The following is a 24,231-nucleotide window of genomic DNA, read 5'->3' as shown; positions in this document are numbered from 1 at the left end:
ATTGTCGTCATTTAGGGAGTAATTCTATCTGTAGATAGCATTATGACATCTTTTGACCTATAACATGAGATACTCTGGAAAAATCATTTCTAAGAATTGATCATAATTAGTTTTATTATAAACAATTAATATCTATTTACTCTAATTAAGCATTCTCTTTATATATCAATATATACTCTTGAAGGTGACAATGATTTCTTTTTTAAAGATATAATTTCCCAGTTTTATATTGTTTTATTGAACTTCATTAATACCTACTTCTCATTCTCTTGATTATCTAAGTCAATTAATTTATCGTCTTTAAATATATCCCATATTTTATAATCATATATTTCAGTATGAATTGGATTGCTATAGCTTGTTCTTAAGCGATAATTAGGAATATTATCTTTTTTAATACTGCCATAATATATTTCTATTGTAAACTCACTAGGTGGTTGACTTGATTCTGAATACTTTTTTCTTATTTCCACCATATTTTCTATTGTGGTAAATTCTCTTGCTATTTGTAATATATTATTAAGGTGGCTTTTATCAAAGCTATCATTTACCCCCAGATAACATGTTATAGAATTTATTTGATAGATTAACTCAACTTCATCAATATAAATTAACTCTTCTAATGATTCAGTGAATTTTTCTGATTCACTTGTTTTAATTTTTTGAGCACTATTCTTCTTATAAGCCAAGTTGCTAATTATAATGAGTGATATTATTATTAATAATGTTATAAATAAAAGTTTTTTTATATAAATCACCTCTATACTTTTTTAAAATAAATATATGTATTAGGATATGCATCTACAAGCAATTTTAAATTAAATGAATACCTTTCTCCCCATGATGAAATGGCAATAAAACGATCATCAGTATCATTATTTCTAAAATATTTAGTTATTGTTGTCCAATGCCAATTAAAATGATTTAAGTCACCAGTAAAGTCATCGTCATCATGTTGCATCATTGCTACTGGAGAGTCTATACTTAATCCTTCTTTAATAAAATTTGAAGTTTTATCAATATTATCTAGATATGATGGGTTGTCGTATGTTCTTGCATATAAGTATACATTCTTGCTTCTAGCATACTCTAAAAACTTATTTTTTATATCGTTACATCATCTAATAATATTTCATTATCAGTAATTATAATTTCTTCATTTAATTCTCTCTCAAGATATTCATTAATATGATATTCAGCTAATATTCTTATGTTATTTTTATCAAGATATTTTTCTTCCTCTTTTGCATTAACATTAAAAAAATTCAATATAAAAATCATTAATAAAATTAAAATCAATACATTTCTTTTCATAAGCACTCTCCTTTGTGTTTATATTCGATATAAATATGTATTCTTAATATTTACAATCATTACTTTAATATTTTATATTATAAATATAATGTTGTCAATAAAGCTTTTTTATCTAATATTCGATAAGTATTGTTTTTTCTCTAATTTAAGACAACTTTTTAAACTACTTGTTTTATATCTTTTAGCATATAATCGCATTATATATCAGTAATGTATACGTATTAACATATTGAATTTCTCACAGTATATTGAATAGAATGAGTTGACCTATTGACCATTAACATCGTTACGAAGGTGTCTTAAATGATATTTGATAATACTATAGATCTAAATAAAGCAATGAAATTTGCTCATTTTGAGTTTATATATTAAAAAACTATGTCTCCAACAGAATTTCATTATAAAATATAATATCATTTTATACCTATTGCATTGCCAATAATCCCCCTTTATAGTATCTCCTTTTTTACTTTCAACTTATATATTTTTCTATAAACATAATATATACATTAATAATTTACCATAATTAATAAATACCCCACCCCCAAAAAAGGTAATGGCACTAACACTAATCATAAAATTGAAGGTATTCAATCAATATTAATAAGTCCTAGCAAAATAATCATAATATGAACTTTTTCGAGTATTAATCTAGTCTTAATATCACAATAACTAACATATCCAAGTACTAAGACAAACAAAACCTCCTTAACCACTTCATCTCACTATATACTCATTTACCAATCTGCAACCATCACTTGTATATCTACTCCTTATGTAAATTTCACCATTATCTTCAAGTTTTCTAAGACTCCTACTTACAGAAGATTTACTAACACCTAATATTTCACTTTATTTTCTAGGTGATATATTAACTACTCCATTTTCATCTTATAAGATTGCATTAAAAAACCCTAAGCTTTAATAGCTTAGGGCGAATTCTTAATCCGTGGTACCACCTAAATTCAGAGATAATCTCTACACTCATCAAGTACAGGCAACTTATATTACCGATACTCTATCCTATGATAACGGTGGATTTCCGTTGAAGCCTACTATTATTTCGGTTCAAGGCTCTGAGACTACTTCAATATATTGATTGTGAAGATTCGCAGTACCCATCTTCTCTCTTAATAATACAAGTATATTTACTCCTTCTCTTCTTCGCCTTTATTTTTTATTTTAATTTTATCACTACATATCATTTTTATCAAATATAATTCCCGTAAAACCTAGCTTTCCTCACCAATTTCATCCATAAGGTATGGTGTTTGCTGATATACATAATAATTCAACCAGTTTGAATATATAAGATGAGCATGTGCTCTCCAAGATACCTTAGGATACTGATTTTCATCATCGTAAGGAAAATAGTTCTTAGGTAACTTCACGTCCATACCTTTTTCCTTATCTCTAAAATATTCTTGTTTTAAAGTAAGAGGATCGTATTCTGAATGTCCAGTAACAAATATCTGTTTAGCATCCTTGGACATAACAATATATACTCCTGCCTCATTGGATTCTGATAAAAGTTCTAGTTCAGGATTATTAATGATATCCTCTCTATTAATTCCTGTATGTCTTGAATGGGGAACAAAAAAACTATCATTGAAACCTCGTAATAATTTATAGTTAGGCTTTAACACATTATGTTCAAATATACCAAACATTTTATTAGAAAGCATATGTTTATTGACTCCATAATGATAATATAATCCTGCTTGTGCTCCCCAACATATGTGAAAAGTTGATGTAACATTAGTTTTAGTCCATTCCATAATCTCTTTTAACTCATCCCAATATCCAACTTGTTCATAATCCATATGTTCTACAGGTGCTCCTGTTATTATCATACCATCAAATTTCCTATGTCTTATCTCCTTAAATATTGTATAAAAACTTAATAAATGTTCCTTAGATGTATTTTTAGACTCATATGACTCAGGATGCAATAGCGTAATCTCAACCTGTAAAGGTGTGTTACTGAGTAAACGTAATAGCTGAGTCTCTGTAGCCTGTTTTAATGGCATCAAATTAAGTATAGCAATCTGTAAAGGACGTATATCTTGTCGCATAGCTCTATCTTCATCCATTACAAATATATTTTCTTGCTTTAGAACTTGTTTTGCTGGTAAGTTATTATCAACTTTAATTGGCATTTTAATCACCTTTTCTATTTATAGTAAATAATTATTAATAATTAATATAAATCATTTGTTAATTCATTATTATACTACAATGCAGTAAAAAACAAAAGGTGAAATAGACAACCAAATAAAATTATGGAAATAACCTAATAAGCTTTATTTAATATGGCAAGAACAGCTTCTTTACTTACATTTCTATAATTAACTATAGCTGCTCCATCATTGATGGCATTTTCAACTATTTTCTTAAAGTCATCTTTTGAAACTTTTACATCTCTAAGGCGAATGGGTAATCCACTTACTTCATTTAACTTATTCAACATTTCTCTGATTTCTTCAATGCATCTTATCCCACGTTCACTTCTTGGGATTACAGCTGCTTCTTCTATCCCTATAAAATGATGTAGAAGTTCCCCATATAAATTTCCAACAGCATCATAATTATATTCCATACAGTAAGGAAGTAAAATAGACATTGCATATCCATGAGGCACATGACAAACTCCACCAAGTGCATGACCAATAGCATGAACAATACCCACCATAGAATTAGAAAAAGCTGTACCAGCCATATATGATGCGTTAGCTAAAGCAAGTCTAGCATCTTCATCTTTACCATCCACCACTCCTTTTATTAGATAGTCGCATATGAATTTTATAGCTCTTATAGCAAATACATCACTGATTGGATTCTTTTGTTTACATGTATAAGCCTCAATAGCATGAACTAAAGCATCAAATCCAGTTGCCGCTGTTAATTTTGGTGGTAGTGTCAATGTCATTCTTGGGTCTAATATAGCTACATCTGGTACTAAATTATATGAGATAAATTCCATTTTTACATTTTGTAATTTATCAGCTATTACTGCTACTAAAGTTGCTTCTGAACCTGTTCCTGAAGTAGTTGGTATCATAATCGACGGTACAGTTTTTCTTTGTATAATCCCAAGTCCCATTATATCTAATAAATTATCTGCTCCCGACGATAGTGTTAAATTAACTCCTTTGGAAGTATCTAGAACCGAACCTCCTCCTAATGCTATTAAGCAATCACATTCATTATCTCTATATATACTAGCAATAGCATTACACACTTCAACACTAGAGTCAGCTGGTACATCATCATATATAAGTGGCTTATCTATATCCCCTTCTTTTAACGCTTTCAATAATATATTTACATGACCAAATTTAACTAGCATCTTATCAGTAATAATAAGCGGTTTCTTACACATCATATTATTAAGTTCATAAGCTATATGATCAATAGCATTTTTCCCTGAAAGTAGTTTCCCACGGTTTTGATATTCAAAATACTCTGAATTCATATTGTCTCTCCTCCTTCCTTATTTTAACCCGAATATTGTAGCCATATATATGTTAAATGTATTAGAAGTCAATTTAGGTTTCTCGGTAATAATCTTTTTCCAAATGAATTTTGGAAACAAATAACATTCACATATATAAAACATTCTAACTATTTTTAGTGTTTGAAATATATCTCCCTTCACGATCATTCTATTCTGGGCATATGCCTTGTCAAGCCCAATCTGTCCTGTAAATATTTCATATACTATATTGGTATATTTGAAGATTATTCTAATATCAGTTTTCATATCATCCTGATATTTCTTTTTTAATAAACTGTTTCCCTGCTTGACAAAACAGATTTTAGGTCCATTCTTATAAGTGTCGATTACAATTGTATAACCATCTTTCCATTTAATGATTTCTTCACGGGCATTGTAATCCATTCTGACTGTTGCTTGTAACCCTCTTCCTATTATCTTAGCTATAAACCAAATAATAATCTTTTTAATCCAAACCACCTCCCTAATTAAGTTTTAATGAAATTAAATAATACTCAAATATAAGAAATTTACAATAGAATAAAAAAACATATAGTTGAAAAAAGTTAGGTTTTATTTCAAATATATGTTTAATAAGTATATTAATATGCGATTTTTATTAAGTAATATGTTCGGACGTCTATCCCTCTTAAGATTACCATATAATGGTTAAAATGTCAATCAACCATACAATAAGTAAAGGTAATACGATGAATAATAGTATAAATATAAGTAAACTAGTTCGTCTATTACTATAATTTTGACAAAGATTCTCTTTTCATTATCTTCACTTGGATTTGATAACACAGTCTATCCTCGTAAATAACGTTTATCAAATTTCTATTTAATATTAGGCTGTATTCTATGCTTAGTACCTTGTTCATAAGCATATGCCGCTTTTATTAATAGACCTTCACTAAATTTAGTACTGGTTATTGTTAAACCTATAGGCTCACCAGAATCTCTATATCCTGCTGGTACTGTGATTGCAGGATAACCTGCTATAGGGTAAATCCCTGATAAATAATTATTAAGAGAGATTAAAACGTCAACTTTGTCATTTTCTAGTGCTTCATCTATTGCAGAACCAGTATTTGATCTATTATGGGACAAAATTTTTGTATTTTCATCCTCTGTAATATTGATATCCCTTGCTTTTTCAATAAAGTATTGTCCATAATATGCTCTGCTGTCTAAATCTCTTTTGTTAAAACCTGTTATTTCTTTTATAGTCTTGACTGGAGCATTGTCACCTATGGCATTCAGATATTCTTCTACTCCTGTTTTATATTCATAAGCCATCATATCTACATGTTCATCTATCCTAAAAGCTTTATCGTCCAATTCAACATTTTTTACATCAGCACCTAGATTAATTAATTCTTCCTTAATTTTATTGATAATATCACTATCATCATTACGATAACTAGAAGTCACTTCTTTGTTAGTTACTATTCCAATACTCATACCTTGTAAACCATTTTTATCTAAGTATGTTGTATAATCTTCTTTTTCAGGTACATCAGAAGTAACAATGTCATTCTCATCTTCACCAACTAATTCGCCTAGTAACATAGCTGCATCTTCAACAGTTCTCGCAATAGGTCCTGCTGTATCCAAATCAATAGCAAGAGGGATAATTCTATCTCTACTCCAAAGACCTACTGTAGGTTTGATTCCTACTACACTATTTTGACTAGAAGGAGATATAATTGATCCGGCTGTCTCTGTACCAATAGCTAATGGAGCAAAATTAGCAGAAACTCCTGCTCCTGAACCAGAACTAGACCCTCCAACATCATAATTACCATAAGGATTATGGGTTTGTCCTCCAAGTGCAGAATAACCATTAGATGAATCAATACTCATAAAATTAGCCCATTCACTTAGATTAGTCTTTCCTAATATTATAGCTCCTGCCTCTCTTAGTTTCTTAACAATATAAGCATCTCTATCACATGAAGAATCTTCTAATACTTTGGCACCAGCAGTATTAGTAAGTTTATCTCCTGTTCCAATATTATCTTTTAGAAGGACTGGAATACCATGCAAATCACTAAGTTTTTCACCATTATTTTTCTTTTCATCCATTTCTCTGGCTACTACTACAGCATCTGGATTTAGTTGTAAAACTGTATTTAATCTGTTATTATCAATTTCCTTAATTCTTTTTATATAAAATAATACAAGTTCTTCATAAGTTAGATTTCCTGATTCAATACTTTTTTGTATAGATTTAATATCTGATTCAATCAATGATTTTTCAATCTCTTTGTATCTTTGGTCTCCTAATTTATTAAGATCCGATTCAAATGCTGAAAAATCAAGAGGTCTTTTTGCTGTTGTCTTTATATCTTTTTCTTGTTTATCTACTTGTTTTTTTGATTGATTATTTGAACTAGCTATTTTCTTGATTTGTGTATATAGAATAACAGCTGCAACTACAGCGAAACTAAATACTACTGTCAAAATTGTTCTTAACGATTTCATAGTAACCTCCTTGGTATAAGCTATTAGTTGAATAGCTGAATAATCACTGTCTCTATTGCAATTATTTATTCAACATATATACTTATTATTATCTCCAAAATGCTTTTTATAATTATAAAACTTACTTAACCAACTTCAATATCATAATGATCTGTTTGATTATATTTTACTATTTTATACTCACCATCTAGTATCTCAACTTCATTAAGACAAGTTGAATACATGAAATGATCCTCAAACAATTTTTCCAATGGTCTATTCTCAAAAAAGCTCATAACAACTTTTAGTACTAGAGCATGAGCAACTATTAAAATATCTTTCCCTTTATTGCTCTCAGCGATATCCAATACTGTTCCTACAACCCTTTTTTCAAATTCACTGAAGCTTTCTCCTGGAAACTCTTTTACTAAGTGAGGCTTGTTCCAAAAAGTATCATACATCTCTTCATTGTCTTCTTTTATCACTTCAAAAGTTTTACCTTCCCAGATACCCAAGTTCATTTCCTTCAAGCCATCCATCTTAATTACTTCTATATTCCTATTACCAGCTATTATTTTTGCAGTATTATAGGCTCTACCACTGGAACTTGAATAAATCACATCAATATCAGTGTTCTCTAGATATTTACCTAGTTTTGTTGCTTGTATAATGCCTTTTTGTGTTAAATTGGAATCTCTACTGCCTTGAACTTTTTTAATAAGATTCCATTCGGTTTCTCCATGTCTTGTTAAGTATAATCTTGTCATTTTTTCCTCCAAATATTATTACATGCTAATTTATAAATAGATACTAAGAACAATTTTTCATAAGATAATATATTTGATTTATTTACATACACTAAATTTGTAGCGTAAGTAACCAATATTATCTTGATATTCAAATAGATTAAAACTGTCCTTTAGAATTTGATATAATTTCTTGAGAGTTTCATGTGACTTAGTTTTTTGATAAGAATCAACTCTAGTTCCTATATTCTCATTATTCAACACATCACGTGGAAAATCTCCTAATCTGGGTTTCATTACTTCTTTCCTTGTCAACGTGATTAATTCCTTAACTTTTTCAGCTTTTATATCCTTAACATCTTCCTTAATAAATTCTAAGTCCACATAATTACCAGAATAAGGATTAGGAAACATTAAGTACGCATAAGTAATGATTTTCAGATAATCATTTGGATAGTATAAAAGGCTAAAATTTTCATCACTCTTAATAGAATCCTCAGGATTAATCTTCAATCCTGTATTAACTGCAAACGTTGGTAATCCAACTTCACCTGCCCATCTAAGAGCTATATCTTCCGTATCTGGATAATCAACAGAACCTTTGAAGGGTATTTTATCTTTATAAATACGATAAAGTATTGAAGCTATCACTTTTCTATCTATTTCTATAGTAAGCTCATCTTCCATTATATAACCATCTTTAACTAACCTATCAATTCTAAGCATTCTCTCCTGATGTGGATCCCAAAATGGAATCTGTTCACCTTCACTACTAACAACTTTGCCTTCATTTAAGTATTTATCCGAATCTTCATAAAGAGTTTCATATAAACACAACATAAATCCCTCATTAGAATAAGCAAATACCTGGTCGAAATGAGCATTCATAAGTCCGTCTACATATTGTCGAGCTTTTGAAAGAATAGGTTCACTTAGTTCAATATATATATCCTCACTCTCTTCAAAATTATTTTGTAGTGTTTCAGTATTCCCAGCAAAAACATTTGATGTCATCAGCATAATAGCGAATAATAAACCAATTATTGTAGTTGTTCTTTTCATTTAAACTTACCTCCATAACAAAACCAACTTACTCATTACTATTTTCTTGAATTATTCTTTCTATAATCTGTTCCAACTTTTTATCAACAATTATTTCTCCCTCAACCCCTTCAACACTTAGATTATATTTTTCATTCTGCCAATAATCTGCTTTAGTACTTTTACCATCCTTATAAAATCTTAATTCATAATTTGCCCCACCCCTGTCTGGAGTAGCTTCTGTATCGATTTTACCGTTATTGATGGTATTGATGATATTAAATAATTCCTGTTTATCTGTAACAAAAATCTCTTCACCATATTCATTTTTTTGTTGTTCAGTATTATAGTTTATATTAATTATACCTATTTTTTCTGCACCTGAAATTCCATTCAGCATATTAATTCTTGACGGAACATTCAATAAGCAAAGTACTGCAATGACTATCATTAAAACAATTGGTATATTTAATAATTTTTTGTTAAACTTCATCTTTATCTCCTATTATATATCTTATCATTATAGTATATTATTAATAATCTTACTATCTAATGAGACAAATAAGACCTATAACATTATATCATTAATTACTAAAGTTAACAATTTATAAAACATTTTTTATATATAAAAAAACACTAATGAATCGACATAACACTAGTGTTTTACATTATATAATACTCACTTTTTCTTTTAGCTTATTAAAGTCTATGCTATTATTATATTTCTTCCATTGTTCTTAGCATCATACATCTTCTCATCCATACTCCTAATATAATCTCTTATGTCTTCCCCATTATACTCAGCCACACCACCACTTATTGTAATATATCTATCAATATTTTCTATCTTTAATCTAGATACTGCTTGTCTGCATTTTTCAGCTATCATATATGCTTCATTAACTGTAGTGTTAGATAGGATAACCAAAAATTCTTCTCCGCCGTACCTACCTATTACATCATCTTGTCTTACTATTTTCTGTAGACATTTAACTATTGCCTGCAATGCACAATCACCTTCAACATGACCGTATGTATCATTGATACTTTTAAAATGATCCACATCAAAAAGAACAGCAGCAAATGGAATATTCTCATTATGAAATTGTTCTTGATTCTTTTCTAATTCACTCATTAAGTATCTATGATTATACATTCCCGTCATTGAATCAGTTATTGAAAGAATTTCAAATTCCTTCTTTTTTATAGCATCCTGTAATAACTCATTGGTTTTCTTAGTTAATAAAAATATTATAACATATGATATTATGACTAGCATTGCATAAGTTATATAGCTTATAATGAAATCTTTGAACAATCCTCCGATACGCTTAGAAATCAAATTGTTTTGTAATCTTTGATAGGATCTATAGTAACTTGTAAAACCTAACACAACAACATCAAAAATTACCGTAATGGTATTAAACTTATTAGAAAAATACATACAGCTTATCAATAGTGGAAATATCCATAAAATCAATACCATATAATCATATTCTAAATAAATTAATGGTAATATCATTACAACTAAAATCAATAGTATATACTTAAACCACTTCTTTTTATGTACATGTACTATTGTTAGTATTCTAGGCATAATTAAAAGAATAAAAGCAGTTACTATTGCCATTATTGCATCAACCATGTAATATATGAACACTCCAAGTAACTGTAGAACTATCACTAATGGAATAACTGTTATAGCAATATAGAATAGAACTTTTGCTATACCATAGTTTACTTTTACTTCGTTATCAAATAATAGTTTTTCCTCATTATAATAATTATCTTGCATCATATTCCCCCAATACTCGTTACTTGCCAAAAGATGTTTGGAATATACCATTTTCTTAGTACTCATTACTCTTAATATTAACATAATAATTAAATATCATAAAGAGAATTTTTGTACTTAAGTAATATTAGGTAAAAAAAAAGAAGCAAACTTAATTATCTTATTAAGTTAAACTCCTTTTTTGGCTAATTATAATCTGGTTATTACTTTAGCATTATTTCTACCATCTTCTTTTTTCATAAATCTCTGATGCAAGAACATTGACCCTCCAGTTAACACAACCGTAATTACGCACGACAGTATAAATACTGGTGAGGTAGGATCTGTTATGGTTGAACCTAGACATGTAGCTACTACCATTCTAGGCAATAATCCCACTATTGAACCCACTATATATTTATTATAATTAATATTCATAGCTCCTAGTGACATACTAACTATATCTCCTGGTAGAATACCAATCATACGCAATATATATGATAAAAACCATTCATTCTTACTCTTAATTGTCTTAAGCTTCTCTATGTTTTTATATTTCACTAATAATCTATCTAATAAACCCTTTCCACAAAATCTACCTAACAAATAAGGTATTGTCAAACTAATAAACAATCCAATCAGATTAACAATAATACCCCACAACGGCGAAAATATCATTCCTGAACTAATGTAAAGAGCCATCAAAGGTAATACCACGCTAAGTGATTTAATCAAAAATAACCCTATAATAGTAATAGCAGCTAATAAGTAATTATCAGGAACATAATTAAAAATATCTTCTGGTGTAATTTTTCCCCAATAGTGGCTTATAATAATAGCAATAAGCACAACATTAAAAATGGAAAATAATTTCAAAAAAAGTAATAATGCATTGATTCGCCTGTCTCGTTTCAAAGTGCCATCCTCCCAAAATGATTAAAAACTATAATCCTTTATTGCAAAGTATTATGTCCCATTATATAGCTTTTATTAAATTATTGGTTAGCAGCTTTACAATTAATACATCTATGTGATTCTTGCCAAAGTTCTTCTGCTACGGGTGCCCATTTTTCTGCAACTTCTTTGGTTTTAGTTGTAAGGTCGTCTACATCCTCTCTATCCATTGGCTGTGTTGAAAGAGCTCCTGAATCATGTACCATTTTTTTAAGCATTTCTGGATTATCAAGTAATGGACAAGGTCTAAGCATATTATCATTGAAAGGTTGATGTTTTCTATACTGTCTGAATAAAGGTTGCTTTAATGCATCTAATAGGCTTACATCTTTGATGTTAGCACTTGAATAATGAATGAATGCGCAAGGTTCAACATCACCATTTGCATTGATATGAAGATAATTTCTTCCTCCAGCAATACATCCATTAACATATTCTCCATCATTCCAAAAGTCCATAGTAAATATTGGTTTTGTTTTTCTATATTCACGTACTTTATAGTACATATCTTTTCTTTGTTCAGCTGTTGCTAATAGGTCAAGTACTGCATCTTTTCCTAATGGCATATAAGTAAATATCCATCCAAAATAACAACCTTTTTCAATCATAAAATCTATGTATTCTTCAGAAGATACTATCTCTTCATTTTTATTATGATAACATGAAGAAAATCCAAAAGGAATACCATGCTCCCTTAATATATCCATTCCTTTGATTACTTTCTGATATGTACCTTTTCCTCTTCTCATATCTGTTTGTTCTTCATAACCCTCGATACTTATAGCAAATGTAACATTCCCGACATCCTGAAGTCTTTTTGCGTAGTCTTCATCAAAAAGAGTACCGTTAGTAAATGCCAAGAATACACAATCATTATGTTCTCTTGCAAGTTTTATTATATCATCTCGTCTAACCATAGGTTCGCCACCAGAGTAAATATACATATATGTACCTAGTTCTTTACCTTGTTTTATTATATTACTCAAGGTATCATAGTCTAATGAATCATTTTTCTTATATTCTGCAGCCCAGCAGCCAATACATTTTAGATTACATGAAGAAGTTGGATCCATTAAAATCGCCCATGGTATGTTACAGTCATATTTCTCTTTGTTCTCATTAATAAGCTTTAGTCCTTCTATTCCAGCATTGATAGAAAAATTCATTAAAAGTGTCTTTCTAATATTGGGATGTATCTTAGTCAATATTCTTTCTATAAAATCGTGCCATATAGAGTTTTTATCTTGCCATATATCAATTATTGCCTCATATTGATGCCTTTGGGTTGGTAACATAGGAATCTTACCTGCCCAATCAATAAGCTTTGGAAAATTAGTTATAGGATCTTTTTCTAAATATTTTATACCTTCTTTTATTGCTACCTTACTAAAAAATGATTTTGGTGATTTCATAAAAATGACCTCCTTTATATTTATCTTATATAATTTAAAAAGACTTTTATGACAATTGCAGATTAGTTATCTACATTTTGTCATAAAAGTCTTGCTTTCCATTACAGGACTATAAAGCCAGGTATTACATACCGCGGTTGTTGACTTTATAACTTTGAAGCTACTCCCTTTTAACAACAAGGTTAAATTATTTAAATAAGCTTATATATAATAATGCTTTGTATAAATTATTCCTAAACATATGAAACTACTTAAAAAGATGATATAACAGATATTATACTTTCGCTCAAAAACTCTTTTTCACTGGTAATCTGATTAAGCATAGACATTATCATTGAGTATTCAATTAACTGCTTTTTATCTCTCTTAGAATTAACCATATATTTTGCTTTTTGCACAACAATTTTATTGATAGATTTGTTCATTAATATTATTCTATTTTTGATTCTATCAAATAATTCTCCTTCTTCTCTTTTTATGGCAAACCACATTTCAACAAGCAGTAATAGAATATTATTATTGTTAAATTCATTATCCCATTTATTAGTTAGATATTTTTTTTTTATTAAAGTCATCTCATCATCTTTAGAAATATCTATAATATCATTCTCAAGAGTTTCTATAACATATAATATAGTATGTTCAAATATCTCATCCTTATTTTTAAAATAGTGATAAATTGTTGTTCGCTTCATATTACAGCTCTTGGTAATATCCATCATGCTTGATTTGTAATAGCCTTTCTTAACAAAAACATTAAATGCTTTTTTTATTATCTCTATTCTTATAGCTTCTGCATCAACTATTTTAGGCATAATCATTTCCTTTCTTTGACCTAAAACTATGTAGTAATTATTAATGACACTTATGACTAAAACAATTATATACTATTATAGTCATTAGTGTCAATAATAATACCAAAAAATATCAAATAATTTAATCTTTATGACTCAAATTATCTGAATCACAACTTGTGGTATCCTTAGAATTTTTAATTTTCCCATTTACACTCCTATTATTGTTATGACTTTTAGATAGTCCACCAAGAGTTCCACCTTTGTCTTTTACTTTTTCTTTAGCCATTATAGCCCTCCATATTTCCAAATAGTATTATTGTGGTATTAAAAAGCTAGTAATCTTTTACAATTACTAGCTTTAATACTTATAAATGCTGATTACCTCATTACATCTAAAACAGTTACATTAATAACTTCTATTAAATGTACATTGGCTCTAACACCTCACTTATAAGTCAGCGTAAAGATAGTGAAATTAAATCATTAACTTTACAATATTTATTATATCCTTGAATAAAAATTATATACATTATATTAATAGTGAATTTATCCTACTCTAAGCTCTAATCTTAACTTGTCAGCAATTAAAGCAATAAATTCCGAATTAGTTGGTTTACCTTTACCATGATTTATTGTGTATCCAAATAATTTATCAATAGTATCCATCTTACCTCTTCCCCATGCCACTTCTATTGCATGTCTGATAGCCCTCTCAACTCTGCTAGGTGTTGTATTGAATTTCTTTGCTATAGATGGATATAGTAATTTAGTTATGGAATTAAGTATGTCCATATCATTAATAGCCATTATTATAGCATCTCTAAGATATTGATAACCTTTAATGTGTGCTGGAACTCCAATTTCATGAATTATATTAGTTACTTCAGCTTCTAGACTTCTTGCTGAATAAGCTTTTTCAGTTTCAGAAACAAAATCATTTCTTCTATCCCGTTTAATTAACTGCATCTTACCTTTTAATTGTCTTATTCTTTTAACGATTGTCTCATTATCAAAAGGTTTCATTATATAATATTCCGCTCCCAGATTAAGTGCACTAGATGTTATTTTTTCTTGCCCTACTGCTGTCAACATAATAAACATAGGAACTTTCTTAATGTCTTTATCTTCGTACATTCTCTCTAATACTCCCAGCCCGTCTAGTTGTGGCATAATAATGTCAAGTAAAACAACATCAGGTTCTTTTTCCTTTATTTGCTTACATGCATCCTCACCATTATTAGCAACTCCAACTACAGTGATATCTTCTTTTGCATTTAAATATTCAGATAAAATAGTACACATTTTTATGCTATCATCTGAAATCAATACTTTGATTGTATCGCTCAACCTTTTTCCCCCTTCTCTTCCTTGAAACGATATTACGTTCCATATTATTATCTTATGATATCCTGTTTATTCATTTATATAGAGAATACGTTACCATATGACATGATATAATTATAATACTATCTATATATTAATTCAATAAATAATATTCGCAAGATTCGACATGCTCAAGATACATATTCCCTATATATATTACTCCTCAATTAACATATTTTCAATAAAAACACCATACCCTTTTTTTGAATCTTGGACAAAAACATGTGTAACTGCACCTATTAATTTATTATCTTGAATAATAGGACTTCCACTCATCCCTTGAATGATTCCATTTGTTGTTTTTATCAAATCTTCATCAACAACTTCAATAATCATACCTTTATTAGATTCATCACCTAGATAAATCTTTTTAATTAATATCTCATAATCTTTTAATCTGCCGCTAACATCACTTCGAATAAAGGCTTTTCCCTCATGTACATCATATCTAAAACCTATGGGAATTATATCATTATCTAGAACTTGGTCTATTCCTTCATTAGATGCTTCTCCAAAAATACCATGAGATGTATTCTTCTTTATTTCACCTAAGCGATTTCCTTCACCACCAACTATGATTCCAGATATCTCTCCAGGCACTCCATTTTCGCCTTTTTTAATTGTTGTAATCATTGTATTAACGATTTCCCCAGTCTCAATATCTATAAGCTGCTTTGTGTCAACATCTGTTATACCATGTCCTAATGCCCCGAAAGTTTTTTTATCCAAATCCATATATGTCATTGTTCCAATTCCTTGAGTATCATCTCGAACCCAAACTCCGATTTTATATTGATTATTTTCTATAGTTCTAACAGGAGTAATGTTAATTTTTTGTTTTATATCATTTCTTATGACATCTAATTCTATAGATTCACCTTGATTTTTCTTTACAATCTCTATTAATTCTTTTTTTCTTGATATTTGTTTTCCATTTACTGCTTTAATATAATCACCAGTATATAGTTTTCCTTTTGCGGGATTATACTTTTTTCCATCTTCACCATACACCAAACCAGTTCCAAGTACTAAAATTCCATCTGTATATACTGTAACACCTATGGTTTTACCTACTGGAACAACCCTTTTTTTATCTATTACATCAACTTTTACTTTTTTTATTGGCAATATACCAAATAATTTTAGTTCTACATCAATAACACCTGTTTTTCTAGGTTTAATTGTAAAAGATTTTTGTAGATTGAGTACAAGATTATCTTTGACAGGTTCCTGATTAACCATTACAACGCCTTCTAGGTTTCCATTTATTTTAGCGTCTAATGGAACATTAAATAGGAAGTCACGTTCTTCGTTAACTAAAATTTTGATTTCACCTGGTAAATACCTGCTAATAATTAGATCTGATCCAACGTTAATTACTAAAATGACTAATAGACTAAAAAACAGAAAAATTCTAAATCTGTATCCTTTGCTTCTCATTATTTCACATCCTATTTACTATTCTTTTGGGATTTTTAATACTTCTCACTTCTCATTATTTGTGTACTATTAAAATTCCCTTAGGCAAATCTTATTATGCTAGTAAATAGAATCAATATATGAAATTATTGACTATACAAATAAACCAGAATTTTTCTATCCATAATAATCATTATTCAAATATAAATATCATTGTAAACAACCAATAAATATGAAAAAATCAAGAATTAGATTCTTGATTAGGTTATGAATAATTATGAGTTTTTTTTAACTTCTTCTGCGTAGTCCTTCATTTCTTTTGCATTTGCAATAACAGCATCAGTTATTTTTATACCACCAAGTAATCTTGCTAGTTCATTAATTGAGCTTTTTTTATTTAATTTATTTATTAAAGTATGTGTGATATTGTCTTTCACTTTCTTTTGGATAATGAAGTGAGCATCTCCCATAGCAGCTATTTGAGCCAAATGAGTAATACAGATGACTTGATGTTCTTTTGAAATCTGAACCAGTTTTTCTGCAACCAGTCCTGCAGTTTTTCCACTAATACCAGTATCAATTTCATCAAAAATCAATGATTCAATATCATCACTACCAGCTAGAACTGATTTGATAGCCAGCATAATCCTTGATAACTCTCCTCCTGAGGCTACTTTACTAAGTGATTTCAATGGTTCTCCTACATTTGTAGAAATTAAAAACTCAATATCATCCCATCCATTTGCATTAAATTTGTTGGCTCTGTTGACTTCTATTACAAAATTAGTATTCAACAGATTAATGTGCCTTAATGCATTTATAATCAATTTACTGATATGTACAGCTTTTTCTTTTCTAATTCTTGTTAAGTCGCCACAGTAAACTTCGATTTCATTTTTTAGATTATTTATTTCTTCATTTATTTGATTCAAGTGTTCTTCATGATTGATTAATTCTTCTAGATATTTTTCTTTTTCTTCTTTATAATTTAATACCTCTTCTATAGTATCTCCATATTTCATTTTTAAATTATTAATTAAGTCTATTCTATCTTCAATCTCAAAATATCTTGATTCATCTAGCTCAAAACTACTTATATAGTCGTTTATATCTCTATTAAAATCACTTAACATAATTTCAATATTGGAGATTTGTTCTTCCATGTTCATTATATTTTTATCTAGTGTCTTTATTCCAGACAGTAGCTTTACTGCTTGCCCTATATGGTCTATTGCACCAGTGATATTGGTACTGTCTCCATTAACATAAGTATGTATTTCTGACATAGACTTAATAATCTTTTTACCATTTGAGAGTAAAGTGTATTCTTCTTTGAGTTTCTTATCTTCACCAATTATCAGATTAGCTGATATTATCTCATTTATTTCATATTCTAAAAAAGATATTTCTTTTTTTCTAGTGTGTTCATCAAGCATAAAATGATCTATTTTACTACTGAGCTCCATATAATATGTATACTTTTCTCTAAGTTTATCTTTTAATTCTAATACATCCACACCACAAAAAGTATCTAATAAGGATAGATAATTCTTTTTATTTAGTAAAGATTGATGTTCATGTTGACCATGAATGTCAATTAGCTTAGTTGAAATATCCTTCACTATGGATGTAGTAACAACTTGTCCGTTCATTCTAAACACACTTCTACCATTAATATTTATTTTCCTAGTTATAAGGAGTTCTTTATTATTATCCATGCTAATATCATATTCATGTAATTTACTTAAAACAACATTATTATCAACATAGAACAGTAGTTCAATTATAGCACTTTCGCAACCTGTCCTTATCATGTCCTTACTAACTTTCCCTCCAAGAACAGCATTAATAGAACCAATAATAATAGATTTTCCTGCTCCTGTTTCACCAGTTAATATATTTAGGTTATCGTTAAAATCTACGTTGATTTCATCAATTAACGCATAATTTTTTACATGAAGGTGTAATAACATATTAATTTCCTCCTACTTGATAGAAAGTATAATAGTATCATATCCAATTGAATCTATAGGTTATTATTAACCAATTTATTCATTTTTTCCATAATTCTAATTGCATCGTTTTCTGTTCTTACTGCACAGAAAATAGTATCATCACCAGCTATACATCCCACTATATCATCAAAACTAAGTGCATCAATAGCAGCAGCCACAGCCATAGCCATACCAACTAATGTCTTCAAAACAATAATGTTACCTGCTCGGTCCATAGATGAAAAACCATCTTTGAATACTCTTATGAATTTTTCATTTAATTTGGTCTCTTTATTATTTAATACAACGTATTTCTGCTTTCCATCTAATGTAGCAATCTTAGTCAACCTTAATTCTCTGATATCTCTTGATATAGTTGCTTGAGTTACTATAAACCCTTCCTCGATAAGTCTACTTGCTAAATCTTCCTGAGTCTCAATATCATAATGATTAATTAATTGAAGAATCTTAGTTTGGCGTTCAATTTTCATCTTTTCCCTCCTATATATATTGACTTAAACATCTATAACAGCCATTTCAATAAGTTCAATATAATTAATTACCCAATTTCTTCCTTAGAATCGTATAAAATCCATTTTTATTACATGTAATTAGTTTAGCACTTTTATAAGAGTTAGATATTACGATTTTATCTTTTTGGTCTATGTTAATACTCTCTTGACCATCAATAGTAATCATAGTATCTTCATTCCAACTCTTTCTGTTATTTTCTAGTGATATTTTAACTACATCGTTTTTTGAAAGTACAATACTTCTAGACATCAATGTATGAGGGCATATAGGTGTTATAACCATCATTTCATTCTTTGGGTCCAATATAGGACCTCCAGCAGACAAATTATATGCTGTAGAACCTGTAGGTGTGGAAACTATTATACCGTCTGCAGAATAATTGTTAACATGTCCATCATTAACATAAATACTGTATTTCATCATTCTAGATATAGACGTTCTAGCTATTACAATGTCATTTAATGCAACTCCAATTAAATCTTCTTTATCATTAATTAATCTTTTTACATCCAACATCATTCTTCTTTGGACATAGTAATCACCTTTAATGATCTTTGATAAAGTACTAAGTGCATCTTTTTTTTCTACTTCAGCCAGGAAACCTAGATTACCTAGATTAACACCAAGTATAGGCAAATCATATTTTAGTAAATTTCTTGCTGCATTAAGAATCGTTCCATCTCCTCCTAATACAATAGCACAATCAGCATTATTATATATATTACTTTCCGAACAGCTATATTGTTGCTTATTGATATAATTAGCTATTTGTGCTGGTAAACATATTATACAGTCATTTTTTTCTAACCAATCAACAATTAACTTTGTTGTTTCTAGTTTTTTATCCTTAGTTAGATTAGGTATTATTACAAATTTATTCATAAAACCATCCTTCTATAATTCAGGAAATACTTATTTTACAGAATTCTATTAGAATATCATGTTCATTTCCTAAATAATGGCACATTTATATTTTATAATTTTTCGTGAGCTTTATCAACTACTGTTTTTACAATACTAATAATTTCTTTGTCATCCATAGTTAATTGCCCTTTATTAGTCAAGTAAAGCAAATACTCTATATTTCCTTCAGGACCTTTTATTGGTGAAAAACTCAAGTCTATTATAGAAAAATCTATTGTCAAAACATGTTTTATAATTTTTATGATAACTTCTTCGTGAACAGCTCTATCTCTTACAACACCCTTTTTACCAACTTTCTCTCTTCCAGCTTCAAATTGTGGTTTTATAAGACAAACCATCTCACTATCTTTACTCATCAATTTTTTAACAGGTTCTAATACCTTTGTTAGAGATATAAAAGAAACATCGATGGAGACAAAATCAACTTCGTCATCTAACATATCTTTTGTAACATAACGAACATTAGTTTTTTCCATGCATACAACTCGTTCATCCTGTCTTAATTTCCAAGCGAATTGTCCATATCCAACATCAATGGAATATACTTTCTTGGCACCATTTTGTAGCATACAATCAGTGAATCCACCTGTAGAAGCTCCCACATCAGCACATATTTTGTTTTCTAATTTCAAGCCAAAGTCTTTTACAGCTTTATCTAATTTTAATCCTCCACGACTTACATATGGATTAGGGTTCTTCTTCACAATTATCTCTGACTTAATATCAAATTTGGTACCTGGTTTATCTTCTCTTTCACCATTTACGAAAACATTTCCAGTCATAATAATCGATTTTGCTTTTTCTCTTGAATCAGCAAGACCCTTATTGAATAGTAATATATCTAGTCTTTCTTTTTGCGCCATAATTATATACATTCCTTCCGTTAAAACAAATTCTTAGTGTATATATCTTACTTATTTACGTATGTCATAATTCTATTATATATACTTTCTTCGTCTAATCTACATAATTTAATTAATTCATCCCTTTTACCATGTTGTATAAATTCATCTTCTATACCTATACATACAACTTTTGCATTAACTTGGGTATCAGATATAAATTTCACAACATTATTCCCATATCCACCAGAAATAACATTTTCCTCAATAGTGAATATATAATCATGGTTATTTGCAATCTCTTCAATTAAAGCTTTATCAATAGGTTTTACAAACCTAGCATTAATCAGTGTGCTTATAATATTATTCTCTTCTAACATAGTAGAAACGTTATATGCTGTCTGTGTTAAGGTTCCAACACCGATAATAGCTATCTTACTGCCTCTTTTAATGATCTGACTTTTTCCATAAGTTATTTCTTCACTATATTCTTTTAATTGATTTGAGGCTTTACCCTTAGGGTATCTTATGGCTATAGGTGCTTCATAGTCTACAGCAAATTTAATCATAGATTGTAATTCACTTTTATTTTTGGGAGCCATTACTGTCATATTTGGCATATGGTTCAAAAATGATATGTCAAATATACCTTGATGTGTTTCACCATCCTCACCTACCAAACCTGCTCTATCAATTGCAAATACTACTGGTAGGCGCTGCATACAGACATCATGTATAATCTGATCATACGCTCTCTGTAAAAATGATGAGTATAAAGCTACTACAGGTTTAATGCCACTAGCCGCAAGTCCTGCTGCATAAGTTACTGCATGTTGTTCAGCTATCCCAACATCAATAAATTTATCAGGATATTTTTTTGCGAATTTATTAAGCCCTGTACCTTCTGGCATCGCAGCTGATATTGCTACTATACCTTTCTTCTTATTATCTACTATGTTAATAAGTGTATCACCTAGTACTTTTGAATACGTATCTGTACAAGGTATATTCTTAGGTCTGCCATTTTTTATATAGAATGGTTTAGTTCCATGATATTTGGTAGGATTTAATTCTGCTGGTTTATATCCTTTGCCTTTAACTGTGTTAACATGTATGAGCACGGGCTCATTTAGTCTTTTAGCTTGATTGAGTGTTTTTATTAATGCAGATATGTTATGTCCATCTATTGGACCTAGATAAGTAAATCCTAATTCTTCAAATAGCATTCCAGGTATAACCAACTGTTTGATTGAAGATTTGACATCTCTTATGACTTTAACAACTTCCTTACCTATTCTAGGAATTTTAGTAAGTGCTTTTTCAACTTCTTCTTTCATTTCTTTATATACTGTACCTGTTCTTATTGTATCTAAATAAGATGATAACCCACCTACGTTTCTGGATATTGACATTTGATTATCATTGAGTATCACAATAAAATTAGATCCTAGTCTCCCAGCATTATTTAATGCTTCAAAAGCCATTCCACCTGTCATAGACCCATCACCTATTATAGGTATCACATAATTATTCTCATTCAACAATTCTCTCGCTTTTGCAAAACCAAGTGCCGCTGATATTGATGTTGAGCTATGCCCTGTTTCAAATATATCATGTTCACTTTCTGCTCTTTTTGGGAATCCACTTAATCCTTGTAATTTTCTAACAGTCTTAATCTCTTCTTTTCTACCAGTAATCATTTTATGGATATAAGTCTGATGCCCTACATCCCATATTAATTTATCATATGGTGAATTAAAGCAATAATGAAGTGCTAATGTTAATTCTACGACTCCTAAATTAGAACTTAAGTGCCCGCCTGTATTACTTACAACTTTTATCAGATATTCTCTAAGTTCTTTTGCTAGTATGTTCAATTGGTCGATTTCTAAAGCTTTAATATCACTAGGACTACTAATCCCATCTAATATTTCGTTCACTATTTTCAACACCTTTACTTATCTTTAATTTATTTGTTCTTGTTTTGCTTCCTGAACAGGCTATAAATTACACCTAATTTATAAACTATCAAGTTAGAGTGCCTTAGTGCAATTTCTTTTCCTATAGCTTTACCCCCTACTGTAATAGCAGCAATCACTCCAGTAAGAAGTACATTAATGATAGTATCTTGTATGGAAAATTTAGCTACTAATTTGAGAACAATGACTCCAGTGGCTAGTCCTGATATAATACCAGATATATCTCCAATTACATCATTAAAGAAATTAGCCACAGCTCCAGCATTCCTAATAATAGTTATACTTTCTTTAGACCCTCTTACCTTACTTGCAGCCATTGAATGAAACGGTGTTTCTTCTGCTGCAGTAACCGCAATACCTAGCAAATCAAAAAATATACCTAACAATACTATTATTAATACAATAAAAATAGCACCGTATAGGCTTACATTGTCCATAAGTACTAGTGCAATATATCCAAGTAGTATGGCTGTTATTAACGTAATGATTGTTATTATTCCAATCCAAAAAGTATTTATTTTTTTATGTGTATATAAACTCCTAAACTTTACTTTAGTTTTATTTTTACTCAAATTATTATACCTCGATTTTTCTTATGAAATATTTTATTATGTAATTTAGTATTAACATGAATTAATACTAAAGATAGCAAATTTAGTAAATTTTGCGGCTTATAGTCCAGCAGGTTTTCCCGAATTAATACTTTTTTGTCGCCAAAAAAGTGGTTCCCCATTAAATTAATTCCTACTATGTCACCATAAGTAGCGCTAGATCACCTTACAACCACACTGTAATCCTAAATAAGCTTCAAAAAATGAACAGCCTAGGAGTTTTCCTCAGTGATACCATTTAATCCCTAGCCTCTTTAGCGAAAAGAAGTTTCAAGTAACAATATCTGCTCCACTTTTGGCCAAAAGTTTTGCTCTTAAATTACTATTCCCTTTATTTCACGCAAGGCAGGCTACTCTGTCCACAGCTTTCGCCGCATGACAGGTTTACTCCCACGCCGTAGATAACTGTATCTAACAGTTTCCACATACGCAGGTCTCCACGACAAAAGGGTCCACGCCCACATGCCATTGTGGATCGCCCTTATGTCTTAACTCCCAGCATAAGCCCGCGACTGGGCGTCACCAGCCAACACCAGGAACTT

General features: G+C 29.5%; 24 protein-coding genes and 1 other annotated feature. All 24 genes read right to left on the bottom strand.

Annotated features, from left to right (window positions below; genetic code table 11):
• Positions 1–254 precede the first annotated feature (254 nt).
• The 24 genes from N4A55_RS09715 to N4A55_RS09605 all read right to left on the bottom strand — a co-directional run bounded on the left by N4A55_RS09715 (position 255) and on the right by N4A55_RS09605 (position 23,650).
• Positions 255–689, bottom strand: coding sequence for a hypothetical protein (locus tag N4A55_RS09715; protein WP_212691191.1), 435 nt, complete (start codon positions 687–689; stop codon positions 255–257).
• A 71-nt stretch (positions 690–760) separates the two neighbouring features.
• Positions 761–964, bottom strand: a complete 204-nt coding sequence (locus N4A55_RS09710; RefSeq protein ID WP_293755585.1) for a hypothetical protein — start codon at positions 962–964, stop codon at positions 761–763.
• 140 nt (positions 965–1,104) lie between these two features.
• Positions 1,105–1,314: a hypothetical protein gene (locus N4A55_RS09705; protein ID WP_293755583.1), complete on the bottom strand. Its 210-nt coding sequence runs from the start codon at positions 1,312–1,314 to the stop codon at positions 1,105–1,107.
• 717 nt (positions 1,315–2,031) lie between these two features.
• Positions 2,032–2,160 (bottom strand): hypothetical protein, encoded by a 129-nt coding sequence (locus N4A55_RS17055; protein ID WP_443083830.1) that lies wholly within the window; start codon positions 2,158–2,160, stop codon positions 2,032–2,034.
• An 81-nt stretch (positions 2,161–2,241) separates the two neighbouring features.
• Positions 2,242–2,488: a binding site (T-box leader), on the bottom strand.
• Positions 2,489–2,546: 58 nt separating this feature from the next.
• Positions 2,547–3,473 carry a homoserine O-acetyltransferase MetA gene (metA, locus tag N4A55_RS09700; RefSeq protein ID WP_293755580.1) on the bottom strand — a complete coding sequence of 309 codons (927 nt, stop codon included), beginning with the start codon at positions 3,471–3,473 and terminating at the stop codon, positions 2,547–2,549.
• A 134-nt stretch (positions 3,474–3,607) separates the two neighbouring features.
• Complete coding sequence (locus tag N4A55_RS09695; protein WP_293755577.1) at positions 3,608–4,789, bottom strand: iron-containing alcohol dehydrogenase; 1,182 nt, start codon at positions 4,787–4,789, stop codon at positions 3,608–3,610.
• A gap of 18 nt (positions 4,790–4,807) precedes the next feature.
• The gene (locus N4A55_RS09690; RefSeq protein WP_273319363.1) at positions 4,808–5,290 is read right to left on the bottom strand and encodes a hypothetical protein; all 483 of its coding nucleotides are present in this window, start codon (positions 5,288–5,290) and stop codon (positions 4,808–4,810) included.
• Between the two features lie 360 nt (positions 5,291–5,650).
• Positions 5,651–7,300 (bottom strand): amidase family protein, encoded by a 1,650-nt coding sequence (locus tag N4A55_RS09685; RefSeq protein ID WP_293755573.1) that lies wholly within the window; start codon positions 7,298–7,300, stop codon positions 5,651–5,653.
• A gap of 125 nt (positions 7,301–7,425) precedes the next feature.
• Positions 7,426–8,046 carry a histidine phosphatase family protein gene (locus N4A55_RS09680; protein WP_293755570.1) on the bottom strand — a complete coding sequence of 207 codons (621 nt, stop codon included), beginning with the start codon at positions 8,044–8,046 and terminating at the stop codon, positions 7,426–7,428.
• 78 nt (positions 8,047–8,124) lie between these two features.
• Positions 8,125–9,087, bottom strand: coding sequence for a hypothetical protein (locus tag N4A55_RS09675; protein ID WP_293755567.1), 963 nt, complete (start codon positions 9,085–9,087; stop codon positions 8,125–8,127).
• Positions 9,088–9,115: 28 nt separating this feature from the next.
• Positions 9,116–9,559, bottom strand: a complete 444-nt coding sequence (locus N4A55_RS09670; RefSeq protein ID WP_293755564.1) for a hypothetical protein — start codon at positions 9,557–9,559, stop codon at positions 9,116–9,118.
• A gap of 213 nt (positions 9,560–9,772) precedes the next feature.
• Complete coding sequence (locus N4A55_RS09665; protein ID WP_293755562.1) at positions 9,773–10,861, bottom strand: GGDEF domain-containing protein; 1,089 nt, start codon at positions 10,859–10,861, stop codon at positions 9,773–9,775.
• A gap of 189 nt (positions 10,862–11,050) precedes the next feature.
• Positions 11,051–11,755, bottom strand: coding sequence for a TVP38/TMEM64 family protein (locus N4A55_RS09660; protein ID WP_293755560.1), 705 nt, complete (start codon positions 11,753–11,755; stop codon positions 11,051–11,053).
• Between the two features lie 80 nt (positions 11,756–11,835).
• The gene (locus N4A55_RS09655) at positions 11,836–13,206 is read right to left on the bottom strand and encodes a radical SAM protein (protein ID WP_293755558.1); all 1,371 of its coding nucleotides are present in this window, start codon (positions 13,204–13,206) and stop codon (positions 11,836–11,838) included.
• Between the two features lie 251 nt (positions 13,207–13,457).
• Complete coding sequence (locus tag N4A55_RS09650; RefSeq protein WP_293755555.1) at positions 13,458–14,021, bottom strand: TetR/AcrR family transcriptional regulator; 564 nt, start codon at positions 14,019–14,021, stop codon at positions 13,458–13,460.
• 121 nt (positions 14,022–14,142) lie between these two features.
• The gene (locus N4A55_RS09645; RefSeq protein ID WP_293755553.1) at positions 14,143–14,289 is read right to left on the bottom strand and encodes a hypothetical protein; all 147 of its coding nucleotides are present in this window, start codon (positions 14,287–14,289) and stop codon (positions 14,143–14,145) included.
• Between the two features lie 260 nt (positions 14,290–14,549).
• Positions 14,550–15,350 (bottom strand): sporulation transcription factor Spo0A, encoded by an 801-nt coding sequence (gene spo0A / locus N4A55_RS09640; protein ID WP_293755551.1) that lies wholly within the window; start codon positions 15,348–15,350, stop codon positions 14,550–14,552.
• Between the two features lie 192 nt (positions 15,351–15,542).
• Positions 15,543–16,826, bottom strand: coding sequence for a SpoIVB peptidase (spoIVB, locus tag N4A55_RS09635; protein WP_293755549.1), 1,284 nt, complete (start codon positions 16,824–16,826; stop codon positions 15,543–15,545).
• A 254-nt stretch (positions 16,827–17,080) separates the two neighbouring features.
• Positions 17,081–18,778, bottom strand: a complete 1,698-nt coding sequence (gene recN, locus N4A55_RS09630; protein ID WP_293755547.1) for a DNA repair protein RecN — start codon at positions 18,776–18,778, stop codon at positions 17,081–17,083.
• 53 nt (positions 18,779–18,831) lie between these two features.
• On the bottom strand, positions 18,832–19,290 hold the full coding sequence (argR, locus tag N4A55_RS09625; protein ID WP_293755544.1) for an arginine repressor: 459 nt from the start codon (positions 19,288–19,290) through the stop codon (positions 18,832–18,834).
• 64 nt (positions 19,291–19,354) lie between these two features.
• Positions 19,355–20,215: an NAD(+)/NADH kinase gene (locus N4A55_RS09620; protein ID WP_293755541.1), complete on the bottom strand. Its 861-nt coding sequence runs from the start codon at positions 20,213–20,215 to the stop codon at positions 19,355–19,357.
• Between the two features lie 92 nt (positions 20,216–20,307).
• Positions 20,308–21,120, bottom strand: coding sequence for a TlyA family RNA methyltransferase (locus N4A55_RS09615; RefSeq protein ID WP_293755538.1), 813 nt, complete (start codon positions 21,118–21,120; stop codon positions 20,308–20,310).
• Positions 21,121–21,167: 47 nt separating this feature from the next.
• Entirely contained in the window at positions 21,168–23,039 is a 1,872-nt protein-coding gene (dxs, locus tag N4A55_RS09610) for a 1-deoxy-D-xylulose-5-phosphate synthase (RefSeq protein WP_293755536.1), read from the bottom strand.
• A gap of 29 nt (positions 23,040–23,068) precedes the next feature.
• A complete protein-coding gene (locus N4A55_RS09605) occupies positions 23,069–23,650 on the bottom strand; it encodes an Mg2+ and Co2+ transporter CorB (RefSeq protein WP_293755533.1) in 582 nt (193 codons plus the stop codon).
• Positions 23,651–24,231 lie beyond the last annotated feature (581 nt).

Source organism: Vallitalea sp. (assembly GCF_025211055.1).
Taxonomy (GTDB): Bacteria; Bacillota; Clostridia; order Lachnospirales; family Vallitaleaceae; genus Vallitalea.
Note: the sequence above shows the minus strand (reverse complement) of the source record. Positions and strands in the feature narration are given on the sequence as shown.